General features: G+C 70.6%; 12 protein-coding genes. 4 read left to right on the forward strand and 8 right to left on the reverse strand.

Annotated elements, in window-relative coordinates:
- Nucleotides 1–170 precede the first annotated feature (170 nt).
- Together groES and groL are read left to right on the forward strand one after the other, a co-directional pair.
- Entirely contained in the window at nucleotides 171–479 is a 309-nt protein-coding gene (gene groES / locus ACZ418_RS05440; protein ID WP_039652762.1) for a co-chaperone GroES, read from the forward strand.
- 125 nt (nucleotides 480–604) lie between these two features.
- On the forward strand, nucleotides 605–2,230 hold the full coding sequence (gene groL, locus ACZ418_RS05445) for a chaperonin GroEL (RefSeq protein ID WP_468357268.1): 1,626 nt from the start codon (nucleotides 605–607) through the stop codon (nucleotides 2,228–2,230).
- Between the two features lie 153 nt (nucleotides 2,231–2,383).
- Here the strand turns inward: groL and ACZ418_RS05450 are convergent, their stop codons facing one another.
- The 8 genes from ACZ418_RS05450 to ACZ418_RS05485 form a co-directional block, all read right to left on the reverse strand.
- Nucleotides 2,384–4,528 carry a DEAD/DEAH box helicase gene (locus ACZ418_RS05450; RefSeq protein ID WP_468357271.1) on the reverse strand — a complete coding sequence of 715 codons (2,145 nt, stop codon included), beginning with the start codon at nucleotides 4,526–4,528 and terminating at the stop codon, nucleotides 2,384–2,386.
- On the reverse strand, nucleotides 4,525–5,874 hold the full coding sequence (brxD, locus tag ACZ418_RS05455) for a BREX system ATP-binding protein BrxD (protein ID WP_468357274.1): 1,350 nt from the start codon (nucleotides 5,872–5,874) through the stop codon (nucleotides 4,525–4,527). The genes ACZ418_RS05450 and brxD overlap by 4 nt, the downstream gene beginning before the upstream one ends.
- Nucleotides 5,871–8,603, reverse strand: coding sequence for a BREX-2 system phosphatase PglZ (pglZ, locus tag ACZ418_RS05460; protein WP_468357277.1), 2,733 nt, complete (start codon nucleotides 8,601–8,603; stop codon nucleotides 5,871–5,873). The genes brxD and pglZ overlap by 4 nt, the downstream gene beginning before the upstream one ends.
- A complete protein-coding gene (locus ACZ418_RS05465) occupies nucleotides 8,603–12,493 on the reverse strand; it encodes a BREX-2 system ATPase PglY family protein (RefSeq protein WP_468357279.1) in 3,891 nt (1,296 codons plus the stop codon). The genes pglZ and ACZ418_RS05465 overlap by 1 nt, the downstream gene beginning before the upstream one ends.
- A gap of 166 nt (nucleotides 12,494–12,659) precedes the next feature.
- Entirely contained in the window at nucleotides 12,660–13,286 is a 627-nt protein-coding gene (locus tag ACZ418_RS05470) for a hypothetical protein (RefSeq protein WP_468357281.1), read from the reverse strand.
- Nucleotides 13,283–14,767 carry an AAA family ATPase gene (locus ACZ418_RS05475; protein WP_468357284.1) on the reverse strand — a complete coding sequence of 495 codons (1,485 nt, stop codon included), beginning with the start codon at nucleotides 14,765–14,767 and terminating at the stop codon, nucleotides 13,283–13,285. The genes ACZ418_RS05470 and ACZ418_RS05475 overlap by 4 nt, the downstream gene beginning before the upstream one ends.
- A gap of 93 nt (nucleotides 14,768–14,860) precedes the next feature.
- On the reverse strand, nucleotides 14,861–15,382 hold the full coding sequence (locus ACZ418_RS05480; protein ID WP_468357287.1) for an ATP-binding protein: 522 nt from the start codon (nucleotides 15,380–15,382) through the stop codon (nucleotides 14,861–14,863).
- A 140-nt stretch (nucleotides 15,383–15,522) separates the two neighbouring features.
- The gene (locus ACZ418_RS05485) at nucleotides 15,523–16,299 is read right to left on the reverse strand and encodes a hypothetical protein (RefSeq protein WP_468357290.1); all 777 of its coding nucleotides are present in this window, start codon (nucleotides 16,297–16,299) and stop codon (nucleotides 15,523–15,525) included.
- Nucleotides 16,300–16,531: 232 nt separating this feature from the next.
- Between ACZ418_RS05485 and ACZ418_RS05490 the strand changes: the two genes are divergently transcribed.
- Together ACZ418_RS05490 and ACZ418_RS05495 are read left to right on the forward strand one after the other, a co-directional pair.
- Entirely contained in the window at nucleotides 16,532–16,699 is a 168-nt protein-coding gene (locus tag ACZ418_RS05490; protein WP_468357293.1) for a hypothetical protein, read from the forward strand.
- A gap of 55 nt (nucleotides 16,700–16,754) precedes the next feature.
- Entirely contained in the window at nucleotides 16,755–17,516 is a 762-nt protein-coding gene (locus ACZ418_RS05495) for a hypothetical protein (protein WP_468357296.1), read from the forward strand.
- Nucleotides 17,517–17,616 lie beyond the last annotated feature (100 nt).

A 17,616-nucleotide genomic window follows, 5' to 3' on the forward strand; every position in this document is an offset into this window, starting at 1 on the left:
GCACTCCGCTTGACCGAGTGCTAACCCCGGTCATAGTCTCGGCTCTGGCACTCCGCAGGTGAGAGTGCCAACAAAGCGACGGGCAGGTCCGGCACCCGCGACGACGGATCGACCTGGTCGCCACCTCAGACAGTTAACCCCGTGAGATCTCCGAAGGGGGAGGTCGGATCGTGACGACCGCCAGCTCCAAGGTTGCCATCAAGCCGCTCGAGGACCGCATCGTGGTCCAGCCGCTGGACGCCGAGCAGACCACGGCCTCTGGCCTGGTCATCCCGGACACCGCGAAGGAGAAGCCCCAGGAGGGCGCTGTCCTCGCCGTGGGCCCGGGCCGGTTCGAGAACGGTGAGCGCCTTCCGCTCGACGTCAAGGTCGGCGACGTCGTCCTGTACAGCAAGTACGGCGGCACCGAGGTGAAGTACAACGGCGAGGAGTACCTCGTCCTCTCGGCTCGCGACGTGCTCGCGATCATCGAGAAGTAAGACCACCTCGAAGCAATCCATTGCTTTTGAGCTGCGCCCCTGGCCCCCGCGACCGATAAAGAAGCCGGGCGCCCGGGGCGCAGTTCGTCTTTCACCCACAGATTTCCGAGAGGGCTCCCGCTGTCATGGCGAAGATCCTGAAGTTCGACGAGGACGCCCGTCGCGCCCTCGAGCGCGGCGTCAACAAGCTGGCCGACACGGTGAAGGTGACGATCGGCCCGAAGGGCCGCAACGTCGTCATCGACAAGAAGTTCGGCGCCCCCACCATCACCAACGACGGTGTCACGATCGCCCGCGAGATCGAGATCGAGGACCCGTACGAGAACCTCGGCGCGCAGCTGGTGAAGGAGGTGGCCACCAAGACCAACGACATCGCTGGTGACGGCACCACCACCGCCACCGTGCTGGCCCAGGCGCTGGTGCGCGAGGGTCTGAAGAACGTTGCCGCCGGCGCCTCCCCGGCCGCCCTGAAGAAGGGCATCGACGCGGCCGTCGCCGCCGTCTCCGCGGACCTGCTCGCCTCGGCCCGCCCGATCGACGAGAAGTCCGACATCGCCGCCGTCGCCGCGCTGTCCGCCCAGGACCAGCAGGTCGGCGAGCTCATCGCCGAGGCGATGGACAAGGTCGGCAAGGACGGTGTCATCACCGTCGAGGAGTCCAACACCTTCGGTCTGGAGCTGGACTTCACCGAGGGCATGGCCTTCGACAAGGGCTACCTGTCGCCGTACTTCGTGACGGACCAGGAGCGCATGGAGGCCGTCCTCGACGACCCGTACATCCTCATCAACCAGGGCAAGATCAGCTCCATCCAGGACCTGCTGCCGCTGCTGGAGAAGGTCATCCAGGCCGGCGCCTCCAAGCCGCTGCTGATCATCGCCGAGGACGTCGAGGGCGAGGCCCTGTCGACCCTGGTCGTCAACAAGATCCGCGGCACCTTCAACGCCGTCGCGGTGAAGGCCCCCGGCTTCGGCGACCGCCGCAAGGCGATGCTGCAGGACATGGCGATCCTCACCGGCGCCACCGTCATCTCCGAGGAGGTCGGCCTCAAGCTCGACCAGGTCGGCCTGGACGTGCTGGGCTCCGCCCGCCGCGTGACGGTCACCAAGGACGACACCACGATCGTCGACGGCGCCGGCAAGTCCGAGGACGTCCACGGCCGCGTCGCGCAGATCAAGGCCGAGATCGAGAACACCGACTCCGACTGGGACCGCGAGAAGCTCCAGGAGCGCCTCGCGAAGCTGGCCGGCGGCGTGTGCGTGATCAAGGTCGGCGCCGCCACCGAGGTGGAGCTGAAGGAGAAGAAGCACCGTCTGGAGGACGCCATCTCCGCGACCCGCGCCGCGGTCGAGGAGGGCATCGTCTCCGGTGGTGGCTCCGCCCTGGTCCACGCCGCCAAGGTCCTCGAGGGCAACCTCGACAAGGCCGGCGACGAGGCCACCGGTGTCGCGGTCGTCCGCAACGCCGTGGTCGAGCCGCTGCGCTGGATCGGCGAGAACGCCGGCCAGGAGGGCTACGTCATCGTCTCCAAGGTCAAGGACCTGGAGAAGGGGCAGGGCTACAACGCCGCCACCGGCGAGTACGGCGACCTGATCAAGGCCGGCGTCATCGACCCGGTCAAGGTCACCCGCTCCGCCCTGGAGAACGCCGCCTCCATCGCCTCCCTGCTGCTCACGACCGAGACCCTGGTCGTCGAGAAGAAGGAAGAGGAAGAGCCGGCCGCCGCGGGCCACGGCCACGGCCACGCCCACTGAGCGCTGCGCTGAGCTGAGCCGAAGGTGCCCAGTTCCCTACGGGGGACTGGGCACCGTGCGTTGTGGCGGCCGCGCGGGTTCGCGCCTGCCCCGCCGGATCCATTTCCGGGTCAAGGTCCGGCGGGTGGCCGGTCACACGGTTCGCTGCGCCGGTCAAAGGGTTCTGACGAACCGTACGGGCTCTGTGAGAGCCGCTCGGGCTCCCTCCTCGTCCGCCAGGCGGGCCGCGAGCGTGGCCTGCGCGAGCCGCTGGGGCAGGGCCTCCGCGAACTTCAGGCCGCGGACCGCACGGGTGTCCACCTCGGGGAGGGTCAGGCCCGGCTCGGTGTCGGCGACGGCCGTCCGCCAGGACGCGGGGGTCGCGTCGTCGCGCAGGCGGACGAAGCGGTCGTCGACGAAGCGGTGGCGCAGGACGACGGACGGCAGCGATGCGGCCAGCGTGGCGTTCGCCCGGTGTCCGGCCCACGTCCACCAGCGCACGTCGTCGTCCCCGCGGCGGGTGATGACGGTCCCGGCCGGGTGCACCACGTCCAGGTGTGTCTCCCGGGCCTCGGCGAGTTTCGCCTCGCCCCGGCGGGTGAGCCGCACCGGGGGATCGGTGCCGAGCAGGATCTCGCGGGCAGCGCGGGTCAGCGTGAAGGAGCGGACGCGGTCCGGCCCGAAGCCGCTCCACTTGGCGCGCCCGCCCTCGTCCACGGGCTCCACGAAGCACCGTCGGCGTCGCCAGTCGATGTAGGTCACCAGCCAACTGCGCCCGGCCAGAAGCAGCTTGCGCGGTCCGTCGACCTCCTCGGTGAGCAGGTCGGGATCGGTACGGCCGATCTCCGTTCGACCGCTGAGCACGGTGAACTCGGGCGGCGCGGTGAACGACGCCGTCAGGTTCATGAAATGCCGGTGGCCGAAACGCCGTTCGGCCTCGGGGCCGATGAAGAGCGTGCCGCCGTCACGTTCCAGGTACCCCTGTTCGACGAGGTGCCGTACGACGGGTTCGGCGCCGCCTCCGAACGGTCCGAGGCCGCCCCACCACTCCTTCCAGAGGTTCTCGCCGACCCGGCGCTCCTGCAGACAGAGGGCGAGGAGTTGTTGCGCCACCAGGTGCCGCGGCTCCGGTGGGGCGGTCACCGGCTCCACCCAGCCACGCGACCAGGCGAGCAGCAGGGCCGCGGCGGACAGGAACCCGGCGTCGGTGAGGGCCAGGAACAGGCAGTTGCGGCGGGAGCCGGTGCGGCGCCCGGTGCGTCCGAGGCGTTGCAGGAACGAGGCCACCGTGGCCGGTGCCTCCAGCTGGATCACCCGGTCCAGGTCGCCCACGTCGATTCCCAGTTCCAGAGTGCTCGTGGACACGATCACGCAGTCACGGGCCTCGGCGAAGGCCTCCTCCGCGCGCCGGCGTTCGTCGTTGGAGAGCGAGGCGTGCGAGAGGAACGTGGTGACCCCGCGCAGCCGCAGCTGCTCGCCCAGTTCCTCTACGGTGCGCCGGGACTCGCAGAACACCAGGCGTTTCTCGCCCCGGTGCAGGGCCGCGATGACCGTTGCCGCGTTGGCGACGGAGCCGACGTAGTCCAGCTCGATGTCACCCGGCGGGACGCTCGCGGGTGCCGAGGACGGCAGGCCGCTACTGCCGGGCAGCGAGACCCCGGGCGCGATGACGTGCCCCGGCCGTTGGCCTCTGCCCGACCCCTGGAGCCAGTCCAGCAGCTCGTGCGGATTGCCGACGGTGGCGGAGAGGCCCACTCTCTGCACGGGCCGCTCGGCGATCTTCTGCAGCCGTTCCAGCACGGCCAGCAGATGCCACCCGCGGTCGTCACCGGCGAAGGCGTGCACCTCGTCGACCACCACACTGTGCAGTCCGGCGAAGAACGCCCGGTGATCCACGTGCGCGCTGACCAGCATCGCCTCCAGTGACTCCGGCGTGGTCAGCAGTACATCCGGGCGGTGCGTGAGGATCCTGCGGCGTCGGGACGAGGCGATGTCACCGTGCCACAGTTCGGCCGTCCGCCCCACCCAGCCGGCGTACGTCTCCAATCGGGGGTGCAGGTTGTTCAGAAGGGCCTTCAGCGGAGTGACGTAGAGGATTCCCGTTCCCTTCCAGCCCTGCCGTTGCGCGCGGGTGAGCAGGGGGAACGCGGCTGCCTCGGTCTTGCCGCCTGCGGTCGGCGCCAGCAGTACGGCGTCCTGCCCGGCCAGCAGGGGACTGATCGCCTCCTCCTGCAAGGGCCTGAGTGAGCGCCAGCCGAGCGAGTTGACGATGTGGTGGGTGAGGATCGGGTCGAGCAGGTCCAACGGGTCGCCGCTCATGGCAGCTCCAGCTCCACGTCACCGGCGCCCGCGGCGGCGTTGCGCTCCACCTCGTCCAGTTCCGACGCCTTCACGGTGAGCGTGTAGTGGACGCGGGGATCGAAGTCGTCGAACGTGTCGATCCGGTCCAGGACGTCGGCGACCAGCTTCCGCAGGTACAGCCGGGGGGCGATACCGGCCTTGCCGCCGAGCGAACCAGTGACGGCACGCGCCAGTTCGTCCAGATAGCCGTCGTCAGCCTGTGCCGCGACGCGCTCGGGATGACGGGCCGTGGCCTCGTACACACCCCGCACCTTGCGGCCCAGCTCGCCCAGGGAAGCGAGATCGAAGCCGGGAAGGCGGAGCTGGACCGCGCGCGGGGAGTCGAACCGCGGGTCGGTCGTGAAGTCGGTGGCCAGGCGCTGGGCGAGCGGTGCCAGACGCTGCACGCCCTGCTGCCCGTCGTAGAACGCGGGGGTGCCGGTGATGACCAGGAAGAGGCCGGGGAACCGGCCTGCATCGATCTCGTCGAGGAGCTGGCGCAGAGCGTTCAGGGACTTCTCACGTACGTCCCCGCGCACTCGTTGCAAGGTCTCCACCTCGTCGAGGACGAGCAGGAGACCGGGATGCCCGCAGTCCCGCAGGACGGTCAGCAGTCCCTGAAGGAAACCCAGGGCGGCGAAATGGTCGAGGTCGCCACGGACTCCGGCGGCTCGCTTGGCGGAGGCCGCCACGGACTTCTGTCCGCCGAGCCAGGCGATGAGTGCCTCCGCACGGGCTCCGTCACCGGCGGCGACGGCCTCCCGATACCCCCGGAGTGCTGCGGAGAAGGCGGGCGTGGTGCGTGCCACGTCCGCCAGCCGCAGTTCGAGCAGCTCGTCCACGGCCCGCGCGAGACCGGCCTCGTCGCTCTCGTCGGCGTCCCCGGCGTCGAGGACTTCCTCCTCCAGCGCGTAGAACCAGGAGTCGATCACGGCCCGCAGCGCGGACGGCGGATGGGTGGAGGTGGTCAGCCGCTCGGTGAGCCGTCGGTAGACCGTCTCCAGCCGGTGCAGGGGGGTCTCCGTCTCGGAGATCTGCACCTCGCTGACGGCCAGACCGCGTCGTTTGGCCCGTTCGGCGAGCCAGCGGGCGAAGAACGTCTTTCCGGAGCCGTACTCTCCACGCAGCGCATGGAAGGCCGAGCCGCCGCGGGCGACGGTGGCGAGGTCGTCGTCGAGGGCGTCCGCGAAACGGTCCAGGCCGACGGCGAACAGCCCGAGTCCCTGCTGCGGCACGGTGCCGCGGCGCAACGCGTCGACGACGTCCCGGGCGCGGGCTGTGCTGATGGCGGAGCCACCCGTCGGGTCGGGGGTCGGGGTACTCACGGTGTGGTGCCTCCCGGGAACTGCTGGCGCAGCAGCTCTCTGTCCAGGTGGACGGTACGGCCGGACTCCACCAGTTGGAGCACGGGGTAGCCGTCGATGTTGAGCAGCCTTTCGAGCATGGTCACGAACCGCTGCGGGTTCCGTTCGGACTTTCCGGTGGCGGCTTGGGCGGCCGCGGCGACGGCGGCCGGGGACAGCTTGCCGCCGGCCTCCAGCAGCGCGTCGAGCGCGGCGGAAACCGCCGTGTTGGTGGGTGCGTTCCGCACGAACTCGCGCTGGCTCTCGAAGGGTTTGCTGCGTACCGTTCGCTCGCCGAGCGTGCGATGGCCCGGCTGCGGAAACAGCCCTTCGGACTGCGGCTGCTGCTTGCGCGTGCTCCTGCCACGAGGTGTCGGCACCGGCGATTCCGGCTTCGCGGGCTCGGAGCCGCCCAGCCACCATTCCGGAGCCGTGCTCTCGGCGGGCAGGGCCGTCCAGCCCGCGGGGATCTCGCTGCCGGCCGGGATGAACGCCAGGACCGGCACGGTCACCTCGGCGAGCGACGCACCGCCGTGGTACCCGGCCTGACGGGCGGTGTAGCGCAGGTCTTCCCGCCAGGCGGCGGTGATCCGCCCGCCTGCGGCGCGTACGCGTGGTCCGGAGAGTCCGACTTCCCCGGGTTCGACCGCGCCGATGCGCCAGCGGGCGCCCTGCACGCCGTCGGCCACCGTGGGACCGGCGTCGCGGGGACTGCGGTCCAGGACATGTCCATGGTCGGAGACGAGCAGGACGGGACGGCCCGCGCCCAGGGCGGCGCCGAGCAGGTCGGCCAGCTTCGCGATGTCCCCTATGCGCCAGCGGGCGCGCCCGTTCTCCCGGCCGTCGGCGAGCGCGTCGTCGATGGTGTTGAGGACCACCCCGACGATCTGCTTCTCGTCGGCGAGGGCGCCGAGCAGTTCGGGTGCCAGCCGGTGCCCGGCCGTGCCCTCGTAGCCGCCCTTGTGGAAGAGCACCGCCTCGCGTCGGCGCTTCTTCCAGAAGGCGGTGAATCCGGCGCGTTCCACGTCCTGCCCGCCCTCGGCGGGGGCGCCGGACAACAACGACGCCCGGCTGATCTTGGTCAGGGTCGGCAGCATGGCGACCGCGGCGAGCCGGCCGGGACGACCGCCCGTCGGCGCGGTCGGCACGATCTCCGTCCAGGCCCGTCGGTCCAGTCCGGCGGCGAGTTCGATGGCCACGTCGGCGCTCATCCCGTCCAGGACCAGGACGAGTGGCCGCCCGCCGTCACGGGCGAGTGGTGCGACAGCCTCCGCGAGGACTTCCTCGATCAGCAGCGCACCGTTCGGAGCCTGCTGGGAGGCCGCCTCCGTCCATGTGGCAAGGGCCGCCGTGAACTGCTCGTCGAGCTGCCGACGCCGGTCCCGGACCCGGCTGATCAGCCGGTGGTAGGCCTCGCCGACCTCGCTGTCGCGCGAGGCGTCGCCCTCGGCGAGGATGCCGGTCGCCAGGTCGACCCAGCCGGTGGAGTCCAGGTGGTGGCGCACACTGCTGCCGACCGCGTCCAGCACGGGCTGCGGGGCGTCGAGCCAGCGCAGCAGGCGTACGGCGGTCCGGGCGCGCTCGGTGGAGTCGGCGTGGAGGAGGGCCAGTTGGTGGTCGGCGAGGTCACGAAGCGCTGCCTGTGCGGGGCCGGGCCGTCCGTCGAGCGCCGCGGCGAGAGCCCGCAGCCGGGCACGGTACCCCGAGGGAAGCAGCCGGTCCCCGGCCAGGAGCCCGGTCAGAAGCGCGGTCTGGGCGAGTTGGTCGGCCCGCTCCAGCACGGCCAGGACGCGGGCCCGCGCGTCCGCGCCCGCGCTGCCGCCCGCCTCCGCCTGCGCGATCCACCGGCTGAGGACACCGGTGGCGGCTGTCGCATAGGGGGCGAGTGCGTCGAAGGAGCCGAGCGCCCGGCCGAAGAGGGTGCCGAGCGCGAATCCGGCATCGGCGGCGGACGGGCAGGCCAGGGCGGCCGAGGCGAGCGCACCGAGTGGCAGCGCGTCGGCACCACGCCCGTCGGCGGCGAGGGCGAGCAGCGTGGGCGCGGCGGGGCCGGTCGCCTGCTCCAACCACGCGGCCAGACCGGCGCGTTCCTGCTCCGGCAGTTCGGCGTAGCGTCGGGGACCGGCCGGGGTACGGCTCCAGTCGAAGAGCGTGTCGGCGTCCAGGTCCAGCGATTCGTCGCGGGTGTCACCGAGGCCGATGCGGGCGGCGAGGAGGGCACGCACGGCCTGGTCGCGGGTCAGTACGGAGCCCGCTCGGGGCCAGCCCCCGGTCGGCTCGGCCTCCAGCAACGCGTCGAGCAGCCAGGTTTCCCGCACCATCCGGGTGTCCAGGTCACCGGCGCCGAACAGCTGCTTGACGATGTCGGCCCGCTCGACGGCCAGCGGGCGGCGCCGCACCGCGTGCCCGCGCAGGTCCCAGCCGAGCTGGTCGGCGGGAACCTTGCCGGTGACCACCAGGACGCTGTCCCCCTCGGGATCCGTGTCGGTGGTGTGCCGCCGCCACGCCTCGGCGATACCGAGCGGCGAGTCCTGGTCGGTGACGTGCACGCGCCGGGCGGTCTCGCCCACCTTCACGGTGAACTCGCGTTCCTCCTCGCCGCCCGCCCACACGGCGTCGACCAGCACGAGCCGACGCCCCTCGGCGCGCGGCAGTTCCGCCTCCAACAGCACCTCGATGGCGCGCCGCCCCGCGGCGGGCCGGGCCGCCATCAGCGAGCCCCCTCGATGCCCTGCCCGGAGTCGGCGGAGTCGACCGGCTGCCAGCTCACCTCCACCGTGACGCCCGGGTGGGCGGCCAGGAAGGCCCGGATGTCGTCCCGGACACCGGCCAGCTCGCCGGCGAGGCGCTCCTCCAGCGGGGTGGCACCACCGGCGGCGATGAGCCGGCGTCCCGACCGGCGGGTCGGGGCCGGTGCTTCCGTCCCCTCGCCGGGCGCGGGCTCCGGCTGCGCGGGTACGGCAGCCGGTTCCGGCCGGGGGTGATGGGTGGGCACGTCTGGCTCGTTCACCCGGATGTCCTGCGCACCGGGAGCGGGCTCCTGCCGCGGCGCGAACACGTTCTCCACCTGGAGCGCGGCATTGATGATCGCGTTGGCCTTCTCGCCGGCCGCGCCGAGCACCGGCACCAGCGAGCGCTCGAACTCGGAGGCGTGCGCGGCCTGGGCGATCTCGTCGAAGAGCCGTCGAGCCCGGTCGCCCACGCCGTCCTCGCGGCCGGTCAGCCCGCGGACGTTGGTCAGCACGGGCCAGGCGGCGTCGTCCAGCGCCCCCAGCACCTCGCCGGCACTGCCCATCGCCGTGTTCAGGTCCCGCTCGCTCGCGGAGTACGAGGCTCCGGCCAGCTCGCGGACGAGCGCGGTGGCGTCGCTGCCGTGCCGGGTCAGCCGGGCCAGGAGCCCGGCGGCCTCCCGCAGGATCGCAACCCGCGGGGCGGCCTGGTCGGGAGTGTCGAGGCCGAGCAGCGCGGCATGCCGGTCCAGCGAGGCCCGTACCCCGGCGACCTGCTTCTCCCAGGTCTCGGCCTTGGCGCGGATGTCCTCGGCGAGCCGGTTGACGTTGCGCGCGTACATGTTCGGCTTCGCCGGGACGCCGAACAGCCGGGCCGCCCGCTCGCGGGCCGCCGCGTACTCGTCCTCGCTGGGCAGTGGCTGCGCGCGCAACGACCAGCCGGGGCCGATCTCGTGCAGCGCGGGCGCCTCGCGCTCCGGCCCGCCCTGGAAGGCCCACGCCCGGTCGTCGAGCAGTGCGTAGGCGGCGATGAGCAGGTTGCCGGTGAGCTTGTCGAGCCCGCCGTAGCCGAGGTCCTTGGTGATCCAGGTGCGGATCTCCTCGACGCTGAGGTCGCCGCGCTGCTTGTGGGCGGCGGCGGCCTGGTTGATCCGGGTGCGCCAGTCCTGACGCATGACCAGCGGTCCGTCGTGCACGGTGCCCAGTTCCAGCGGTTCGACGATGCGCTTGACGGTCTTCAGGTGGTGGCTGTCGACGTTCTGGGCGCGCCCGCCTTCGTCCATCGCCCTTGTGATCCACTCCAGGGCGGTGCGCAGCTCGGCGGCCGTCACCGCCTTGCGCTGGCCCTTGCCGTCGAGCCCGAAGTCGGGGTGTTTGGAATACAGCGCGGAGAACATGCCGTCGGCCAGGTGCTGTACGTTCGCCTCGAAACCCTTGCCGCCCTCCTCACGGGGCTGCGCGAACTCCGGCTGGAGCGAGAGCACATGGCGCCCGTCGGGGACCTCGGGGCCGGGGTTGGAGTCGGTCGGCCGAGCCAGCCCGTACACCTCGGCCAGGGCCCCAGTGAGCTGGTCGGTGAGCGTGTCGCGGGCTACCTCCAGCTGCCGCCGGACCTTGGCCCGGTCGTCGGGCGGGAAGTTCCCGGTGTAGTCCGTGAGTCGGTCGCGCTCCAGCAGGAAGTTGATGCGCATGAGCCGGCCGAGCTGGGCGCGGCGCTGGTCGGAGAAGAAGTCGGTGAGCCACACCAGCGTCGGCGCGGTGACCCCGTCCTTCTTCAGTTGCTCGACGCGGTGGAAGTCGTCGCTCGGGAAGTGGTCGCCGTCGTCGAAGGGGTAGTCCACGACGAACCGCACATTGCCGGCGGTGGCGGGGGTGAACTGCTCGTCGGGCAGGTCCGCGCGGTCCCGTACGTTGCCGAAGACGAACTCGGCGACCCGGCGGGTGCCTCGCCAGACGATCTCCTTCTCGGCGACGAACTGCCCGTCCCGCACGCCGACCGCCTCCCACAGCCGGTCGCGCAGCCACACTCGGCGCACGCCCGCCTTGTCCTCCTCGGCGACGGCGTCGAGCAGCGGCTCGATGTCGAGCTCGGACAGATGGAGCGAGAACACCGGGTCGGCCTCGCCGTCCGAGCGCACCTCGGAGGGGAACGCGGCCTGAAGGTCCCGCATACGCCGTACGACCACGTCTCCGGCGGGCACGGTACGGGAGCGCACCGAGCCGTGGTTGAGGGCGGCGAGCCGCGCCCCGGTCAGCCGCCGCAGCGCGGGCACGTCCGGCGCGAGCGCGCCGAGCAGCAGCGTCTTCACGAACCGGTCGTCGGCGCGGAAGTCGGTGTGCGTGTCCGAGCCGTATTTCTCCAGCAGATGACCGCGCGCCTTGGCGTAGAACTTCACGGCTGCGTCGGACTCGCGCTTCAGCTTGTCGGTGAAGGCGGCACCGCTGCCGTCGATCAGAACGTCCCACAGGTCCCCGAGCGGGATCAGCTGTCCGACGGCGGCATCGGCGTTCCTCTGCAGCAGCTGCTGGACGAGCTTCAGACCGGTGCGCTCGCGCTGGAGGGCGCCGGAGAGGGCGACGAGCACGTTGAGCAGTGCGGGGGAGAGGGGGTAGACGGCCCGGAAGTCCGCCCAGTCGGCGTGGGTGGCGCCGCCGCCGTCCAGCAGGATGTCCTTGACTTGCTGGTTGGACCGGTCGACCCCGCCGAAGGCGTTCTCCAGCACCGTCTCCTTGCCGGGGAGCGGCTTGAGCACGCGCTCCTTGATGATCTCCGGCAGGTTGCGGTCTTCGAGATCGACGGTGTCGAACCGCTCGTTGAGGTATTCGAGGGCCTGCTCCATCGCCTTGACGTCGGCGCCGAGCACGTCGGAGCCGACGAGCTGGGACAGGTCGCGCTGACGCGAGATGAACGACACGATCGGCACCGGCCGGTCGGCGTCACCGGACTCGATCAGCTTCACCAGCTTCTGGATCTCGCTGTTGACGAAGGTGCGGTCCCGCATGTGCGCCTGGAGCCACAGGACCAGCTCGTCGAGGAAGAGCACGACACCGTGGTAGTTCAGCGCACGCGCGTGCCGACTGATCGCGGCGAGCCCGTTCTCCAGCGGCACGTACTTGGCGGCGTCGCCGCGCGCGCTCTGCGCGTACGACTGCATCGGACCGCTGAGCAGCGCCGACACCAGGCGTTCACGGCGTGAGTCCCCGGCGGGCGCGCCGAAGGCGTCGTCCAGCTCACCGGACGTCCAGGCGCCGCCGGCGCCGATCACCTGAAGCTCGTCATCGTCGCCGTCACCGGCCGCGCCGCCGCTGTCGGCGGGCAGCAGCCGTACGAAGGCGTCGTCCCCGAGCTGCTCGCGCATCCGCCGGGCGTCGGCCAGCATCGCATCGGAGCGGAACACGGTCGGGGTGGGCGCCTCCGGGTGCTGGTCTCGTACGGCCCGTACATACCCGCCGAGCAGCGCCTCGTCCAGGTTGGCCGCGCCCACCAGGTGGTACGGCACCATCAGGAACTTCTTCCCGCGCAGCCACTCGTCGTGCTCGGCGATGACCTCGCGCAGCCGCGGCTTGGCCCGCGCCGAGGCGTCTCCGTTCAGCACGGCGTGCAGCACGGTCAGGAAGTGGCTCTTACCGGCACCGAAAGAACCGTGCAGGTAGGCGGCGTACGAGGCGTTCTTGCGCACGGCGCCGCGGACCAGCTTCAGCGCCTTGTCGAACTCCTCCCGCAGCTGCGGGGTGACGACGTACTCCTCGACCCGCCCGGCCGAGTCGCCCTTGAACCCCTGGGACAACTCGACCTTGAAGTCGCCGGCGTACACGTCCTCCTTGATGTCGAGGACGTCCCTCAGTACGACCGTCTCGCCACCCCTGGCCATCGGCTGCTCCCGCTCCCCGGTGAAATCCGTGCCCCTTACAACTCCTCCATATCCTGCCAGCTCGGCCGGCTCTGCGGACCCCGGAGTCACCGGTCGGTCATCGACCAGGCTCTGTGCTTTCACAGGCCGGTCGCGATGGCCGCGCGGTGGCGAGAGGCCACCCGGATCAGAGGCCGCGCAGCGCGGCGGACAGATCCGCCACGAACATCTGCCACGAGGGAACCTCGCCCACCGGCCCGTTGCGGTCGAGCAGGTCGAGCAGTCTGTGCTGGTTTCGCGGGAAGCGCTGCTGCAGGTCCGCGAGGCGTCGGCCCTTGCAGCCGCTGGCCTTCGCCAAGGTGTCCTTGAGGCGTTGCTTCGGATCGGCGATGCGCTCCACAGCGGCTGCTTTCGGCAACTCCAGTGGTATACGTCCTCGAGGGTTGCCGGCCACTTCCCGGATGGCCTGCTCGTCGAGGAGGAGCCAGGCTTCGAGCATGCGCACCGGTACGACCGGAACGTGAGCGAGGCCCGGCCAGGTCTCGTGGATGGCGTCCGCGATCTCTGCTTTGCGGATGTCCGGTGACCCGCCGTCCGCATCCCGCTGGACCACCGCGAGATCGTAGGTGGACCCGAGATCCCTTGCCGTGCGCAGTTTGTCCGCGACGGAGTGTCCCGCCGAGGACCGCAGCCAACGCAAGTCCGGTGCGCTGACCGTCACAGGAACTCCCAGATCCGCCGCGATCCCCTCAACGTGGGCTACGAGGCCCTGATCGCTGGTGCCCTCGCTCAGGAACAGGACACGTACGGTCATGCGGCCCGCCCGTCCACGTCCAGGGTGAGCTGCGCGTCCGGTGGTGATTCCAGGTACGGCAGGATGTCGAGCTTGGTGACGTAGTCACCCGTCCCGCCTGCCGCCCGCCAGGTTCCGGCCAGCGGGCGCAGTCTCAGCCGCCGGGTCACCTGCCCGGAGTCTGTCCGGAAGGCGGCCGTGTCGGCGAAGAGCAGATCCTGGGAGTCCACGAGCTGCACGAGGCCGGGAGAGTGCGTGTTGATGAGGACCTGACGGAACGGGTTGTCGTCTCCTGGGGTCTCCTGCGGATCGACGGCCAGATCCCGCACGAGGTCCACCATCGCCGAGAGGTTGGCCGGATGGATTCCGTTCTCCGGTTCCTCCATGCACACCAGGCCCCTGATCTCGGGGTCCTCCAGCAGCACGCACAGGGCGAGGAACCGCAGTGTTCCCTCGGAGAGGCTTCGGGCGGGCAGCACCATGCCGCTGATCTCGTGCAGCCTGATGGTGAGCAGTTCTCGTACGTCGTCCTCCTGCACGTCGAGTGTGCGCACCTGGAGGCCCGACAGGTCGGACAGCCGGCCGGCCACGCGTGAGTAGACCTGGGCGGGGTCGTCCGGCGAGGTATGAAGCGCGATGCGGAACAGGGTGCCCGGCAGGTGCAGCCCGTCGGGGCCCATCGACCGTGAACCGGTGTAGCTGTCGGAGCTGCGCAGCGCGGACGGTTCGAGGGCGAGCCGCCGCCAGGACTGCATTTCGCGGCGCACCGCCAAGATGGTGGGATCGTCACTGGTGTTGACCGTCGAGACAACCGTGGCCCGGGCTCGCGATGCCGCCGCGGGGCGCGGCTGGCCACGGCTCCCCCCGTCCTGGTGGATGCGGATCACGGACTCGGCTCCCTCCACCGTGGTGGAGATGTAGGAGACACCGGAACGCCGTCCGGTGACCACCGCGTCGCGGAACCGCGCCTTGGAGTGGGGGAAGCGGAGCCGGGCCCGCGCGTCGCCCTGCTTGATGTGCCGCAGGCTTTCGTGCAGCAGTGACAGTCTGCCGATCTTCTCGGCTCCCGCGGGAGGCTGATAGCCGAGTTCCAGCTCATAGCGCAGGAAGGACGTCGTCGGTACGGCCGGCCGTCCGAAATCGTCCTCGACCGGTTGCGGTGGTACCAGCATCTCTGCGGCGAACCGCATCCGGTGCGTGCCCTCGTCGTAACCGTTCCAGAACAGGTCGCGTGCGTCGCCGTGCCGCTCGCCGTGAGTGCCCCGGACCTCCTGGGCCGCCTCCATCAGGGAACGGTCGGCGAGCAGGCTCAGGAACTGGATCGCGTCGAAGACGTTGGACTTGCCCGTCCCGTTCTCGCCCGCGATACAGGTGAACGGACCCAGCTCGACCGTGAGTCCCGGAAGGTTCTTGAAGCCGTCGACCTCGAGCCGTGTGAGCATCCGTCCTCCCAGGCGGTGCAGCCGGCCCTCGCCCGGCCGGATCAGGTTCCTCAGCAGCATATGTCCCACGGGAGGGCCGCACCGGTGCCGTTCACCTGCCGCCGTGAGGGCGGCGTCCTTCGAGCGGTGATCGACCCTCCTGGTTCAGTTTGGTCAGCTCATCGACCGCGGCATGCCGTCCACCGTCGTCCGGCCTCGGATTCCTTCTCGTCCACACTCGGTGGGTACGACGGCCCACACGGTCTTGCCGGGAGCGCCGAGGCGGGACACCGCGCCCCACTCCATGGCGAGTGCCGCCACCAGGACGAGCCCCCTTCCGCCGTCCTCCTCTCCCTCGGTGTCCCGCACCACGGGCAGCCCCTCCTCGCGTGTGTCGCTCACTTCGATCCGCACCAGGCCCCCGCCGTCCTGCCTGCTCAGCCGTAGCTCGGCGTCCCGGCCCGGGACCAGCCCGTGGGTGACGGCGTTGGCCGCCAGTTCGGCGACGATCAGTTCCACCGCGTCGTGCGCGGGGGTGCCGTGGCGCCAACCCCAGGCGTCCATCTGGCAGGAGGCGAGCCTGCGGGCGAGCCGGGCACCGCGCGGTGAGGAGGTGAAGCGGAAGGAGAACACCGTCTGATCGGGGAGCGGGAGCGGGAGCGCGGCCCGTCGCTCCCGACGGGGGGAAGTGGTCATGCCTCGAAGATCCCGCGCCGCCACCCCCGCTCACCAGGTGTGACGCCCCCACTGCGGCGCTCTGTCGGGGCGGCGGGCGATGGTGTCGGGCCTGTCGGGGCGAGCGTCACTCGAACCGCGTCCCGTCGGCGCGGGCACGGTCACGCGGACAGCCGCCGCACCCTGTTGTCGTCCGTCACCTCGTACACCTCGATCCGCAGCAGGTCGCGGACGTGACCCGGAACGCGCTCGACTGCCTTCACGGACGAGGACGGTACGACCAGTGCGTACCGTATCCGGGCGTCCTGGCTCGTCATGCGGCGCAGCAACTGCCCGTAGGCGATGTCGGCGTCGATGCCCTTGTCGCTCGTGCGGCCCTTGGCCTCGCAGATCAGCCGCTCGTCGCCGCGCACCGCTTCGAGGTCGGTCCAATGGTCCGTGGGCTCGACCGGCGTCCAGTCCTCGGCCAGCAGCCAGGTGCGGAAGGCGTCGGTGACCCGGTCCTCGTCGCTGTCCCGGGCCAGGATCTTCCGCAGGCAGGCCAGGTCGGCCTCCTCGTTGCGCCGCAGCCGCCCGCGCCCGTCCGCATCCAGGTCGGCGGGCCGGATCACGACCAGCCTCAGTCCGTGGGCGGGGATCTCGGCTTCACGGCGCGCGTCGTACAGTGCCCGCTGCTCGCCCCGGTGAACTCCGCTGACGGTGAGCCGGTCGGGTTTGTCGAAGTGCGGCACCGCCTGGTCGTGCTGCAGCTCCCGGTACTCCACCACCAGTTGGTGACCGGGCCAGTACGCGTCGACCGGCAGTCTGACCCGCCGGCCCCCGGTTCCGGGGTCCCCGAGCAGCCAGTCGAACCTGTGCTGCGTCAGGGCCGTTTCGCCGAGAACCCGGTTGCACAGGCCGACGACGTACGCCTCGTCGCTGTCGTGTCTCGCTCCCATGGTGTGCATGCTGCCAGCGGCCTCTGACATCGGGGAGTCATGTGAGGACCGGACCCCACGGTGGGGGCGGCATACGGCGACTGCTCCGGGATGCGGGGGAGTTGAGGCAGGGAAGAAAGAGGGCGGACCGGTAACGAGCGGGACACAGGATCGTACGCCCCCTGCATTTCCTGGTGATCAACCGGACACATGTGTCACCATCAACCTCCGCTTTATGCAGGGGGGTTCTGAAATGGCGGGTTTCACCACGGACCACAAAGTCAAGATCATCGTCGCTGTGCTCGGAGCGCTGGCCGTGATCATCGGGGCCGTCCTCACCGGCCTGATGAAATCGGATACCAATCATGTGACCCAGAAGACGGGCAGGGACGGCAAAGTCTGCATTCAGTCGCAGTGCTAGGCGGGGGACGGACATGACGCAGACATGGCGAAGAGTGGCGCCAGGGCTCGCCCTCGTGGCGCTGTGCGCCCTTGCCGCCACATCGTGCAAGGACACCACCATCAACCAACACGCGGGCCGGGATGCCGGTGTCTGTGCGCAGGGCTCGGTGTGTGACGGCAGCGACTCCTCGGGTGGGCAGAACACCTCTTCCGCCGCCGGCGGCGAGTCCTCACCCACCGACACGCCGTCGACCGAGACCTCCACGCCCAGCGGCGACAATGGAGGGCAAGGGGGCGGGGACTCGGGCACGGACGGCACCACCGGTTCCAGCGGAAGCTCCGACGGGGGCAGCACCAGCACGGAACAGGGCGAGGCGCCTCCGGTGCGGGTCGAGCTGTCGGGCGGAAACCTTCCGGACGGGCTCCGGGACTCCGGGGACGGGTGCGATCTGGGTATATGCGCCACCTGGAGCGCCGACAACGTGGTCATCGGAAACCAGTCCTTCAGGACAGGTTTCGTTCTGACCTGCTCGATCGCGTGCGGAGCGAACGACAACGGCTACTTCCAGATGAAGCTGGCCGGCAAGTACACCAAATTCGACGGGACTTTCGGAATCGCCGCGGATTCTCCGGGGAGCGACAAAACCCAGACGCTGGAACTGACCGTGGCCGATCAAGGCACCGGAAAGGTCCTGTACTCGAAGACGCTGGAGTACGGCAAGTCCTACACCCTCAAGGGCCTGGACATCTCGAACGTGGGACTTCTGCGCATCACGTTCGTGGGGCCGCTCGCGTCGGCTCACGGTGCGGTGGGGGCGCCGGTCGTGCGCAAGTGAGGGGAGAGGAGAGGGGCGACGACCTCACCGAGCGCGAGTAGACGGCACGGGCGTCCATGGGCGCCCGTGTGCTCCTTCCGTCACCCGGAGGATCCGGCCC

The organism is Streptomyces sp. NPDC030820 (genome assembly GCF_055572075.1).

Excerpts from the sequence above, each read along its gene's own strand:
- ACZ418_RS05470 (WP_468357281.1), bottom strand. The coding sequence starts at position 13,286 with ATGACCGTACGTGTCCTGTTCCTGAGCGAGGGCACCAGCGATCAGGGC.
- ACZ418_RS05480 (WP_468357287.1), bottom strand. The coding sequence starts at position 15,382 with ATGACCACTTCCCCCCGTCGGGAGCGACGGGCCGCGCTCCCGCTCCCG.
- ACZ418_RS05475 (WP_468357284.1), bottom strand. The coding sequence starts at position 14,767 with ATGCTGCTGAGGAACCTGATCCGGCCGGGCGAGGGCCGGCTGCACCGC.
- ACZ418_RS05465 (WP_468357279.1), bottom strand. The coding sequence starts at position 12,493 with ATGGCCAGGGGTGGCGAGACGGTCGTACTGAGGGACGTCCTCGACATC.
- groL (WP_468357268.1), top strand. The coding sequence starts at position 605 with ATGGCGAAGATCCTGAAGTTCGACGAGGACGCCCGTCGCGCCCTCGAG.
- ACZ418_RS05485 (WP_468357290.1), bottom strand. The coding sequence starts at position 16,299 with ATGGGAGCGAGACACGACAGCGACGAGGCGTACGTCGTCGGCCTGTGC.
- ACZ418_RS05450 (WP_468357271.1), bottom strand. The coding sequence starts at position 4,528 with ATGAGCGGCGACCCGTTGGACCTGCTCGACCCGATCCTCACCCACCAC.
- ACZ418_RS05490 (WP_468357293.1), top strand. The coding sequence starts at position 16,532 with ATGGCGGGTTTCACCACGGACCACAAAGTCAAGATCATCGTCGCTGTG.
- pglZ (WP_468357277.1), bottom strand. The coding sequence starts at position 8,603 with ATGGCGGCCCGGCCCGCCGCGGGGCGGCGCGCCATCGAGGTGCTGTTG.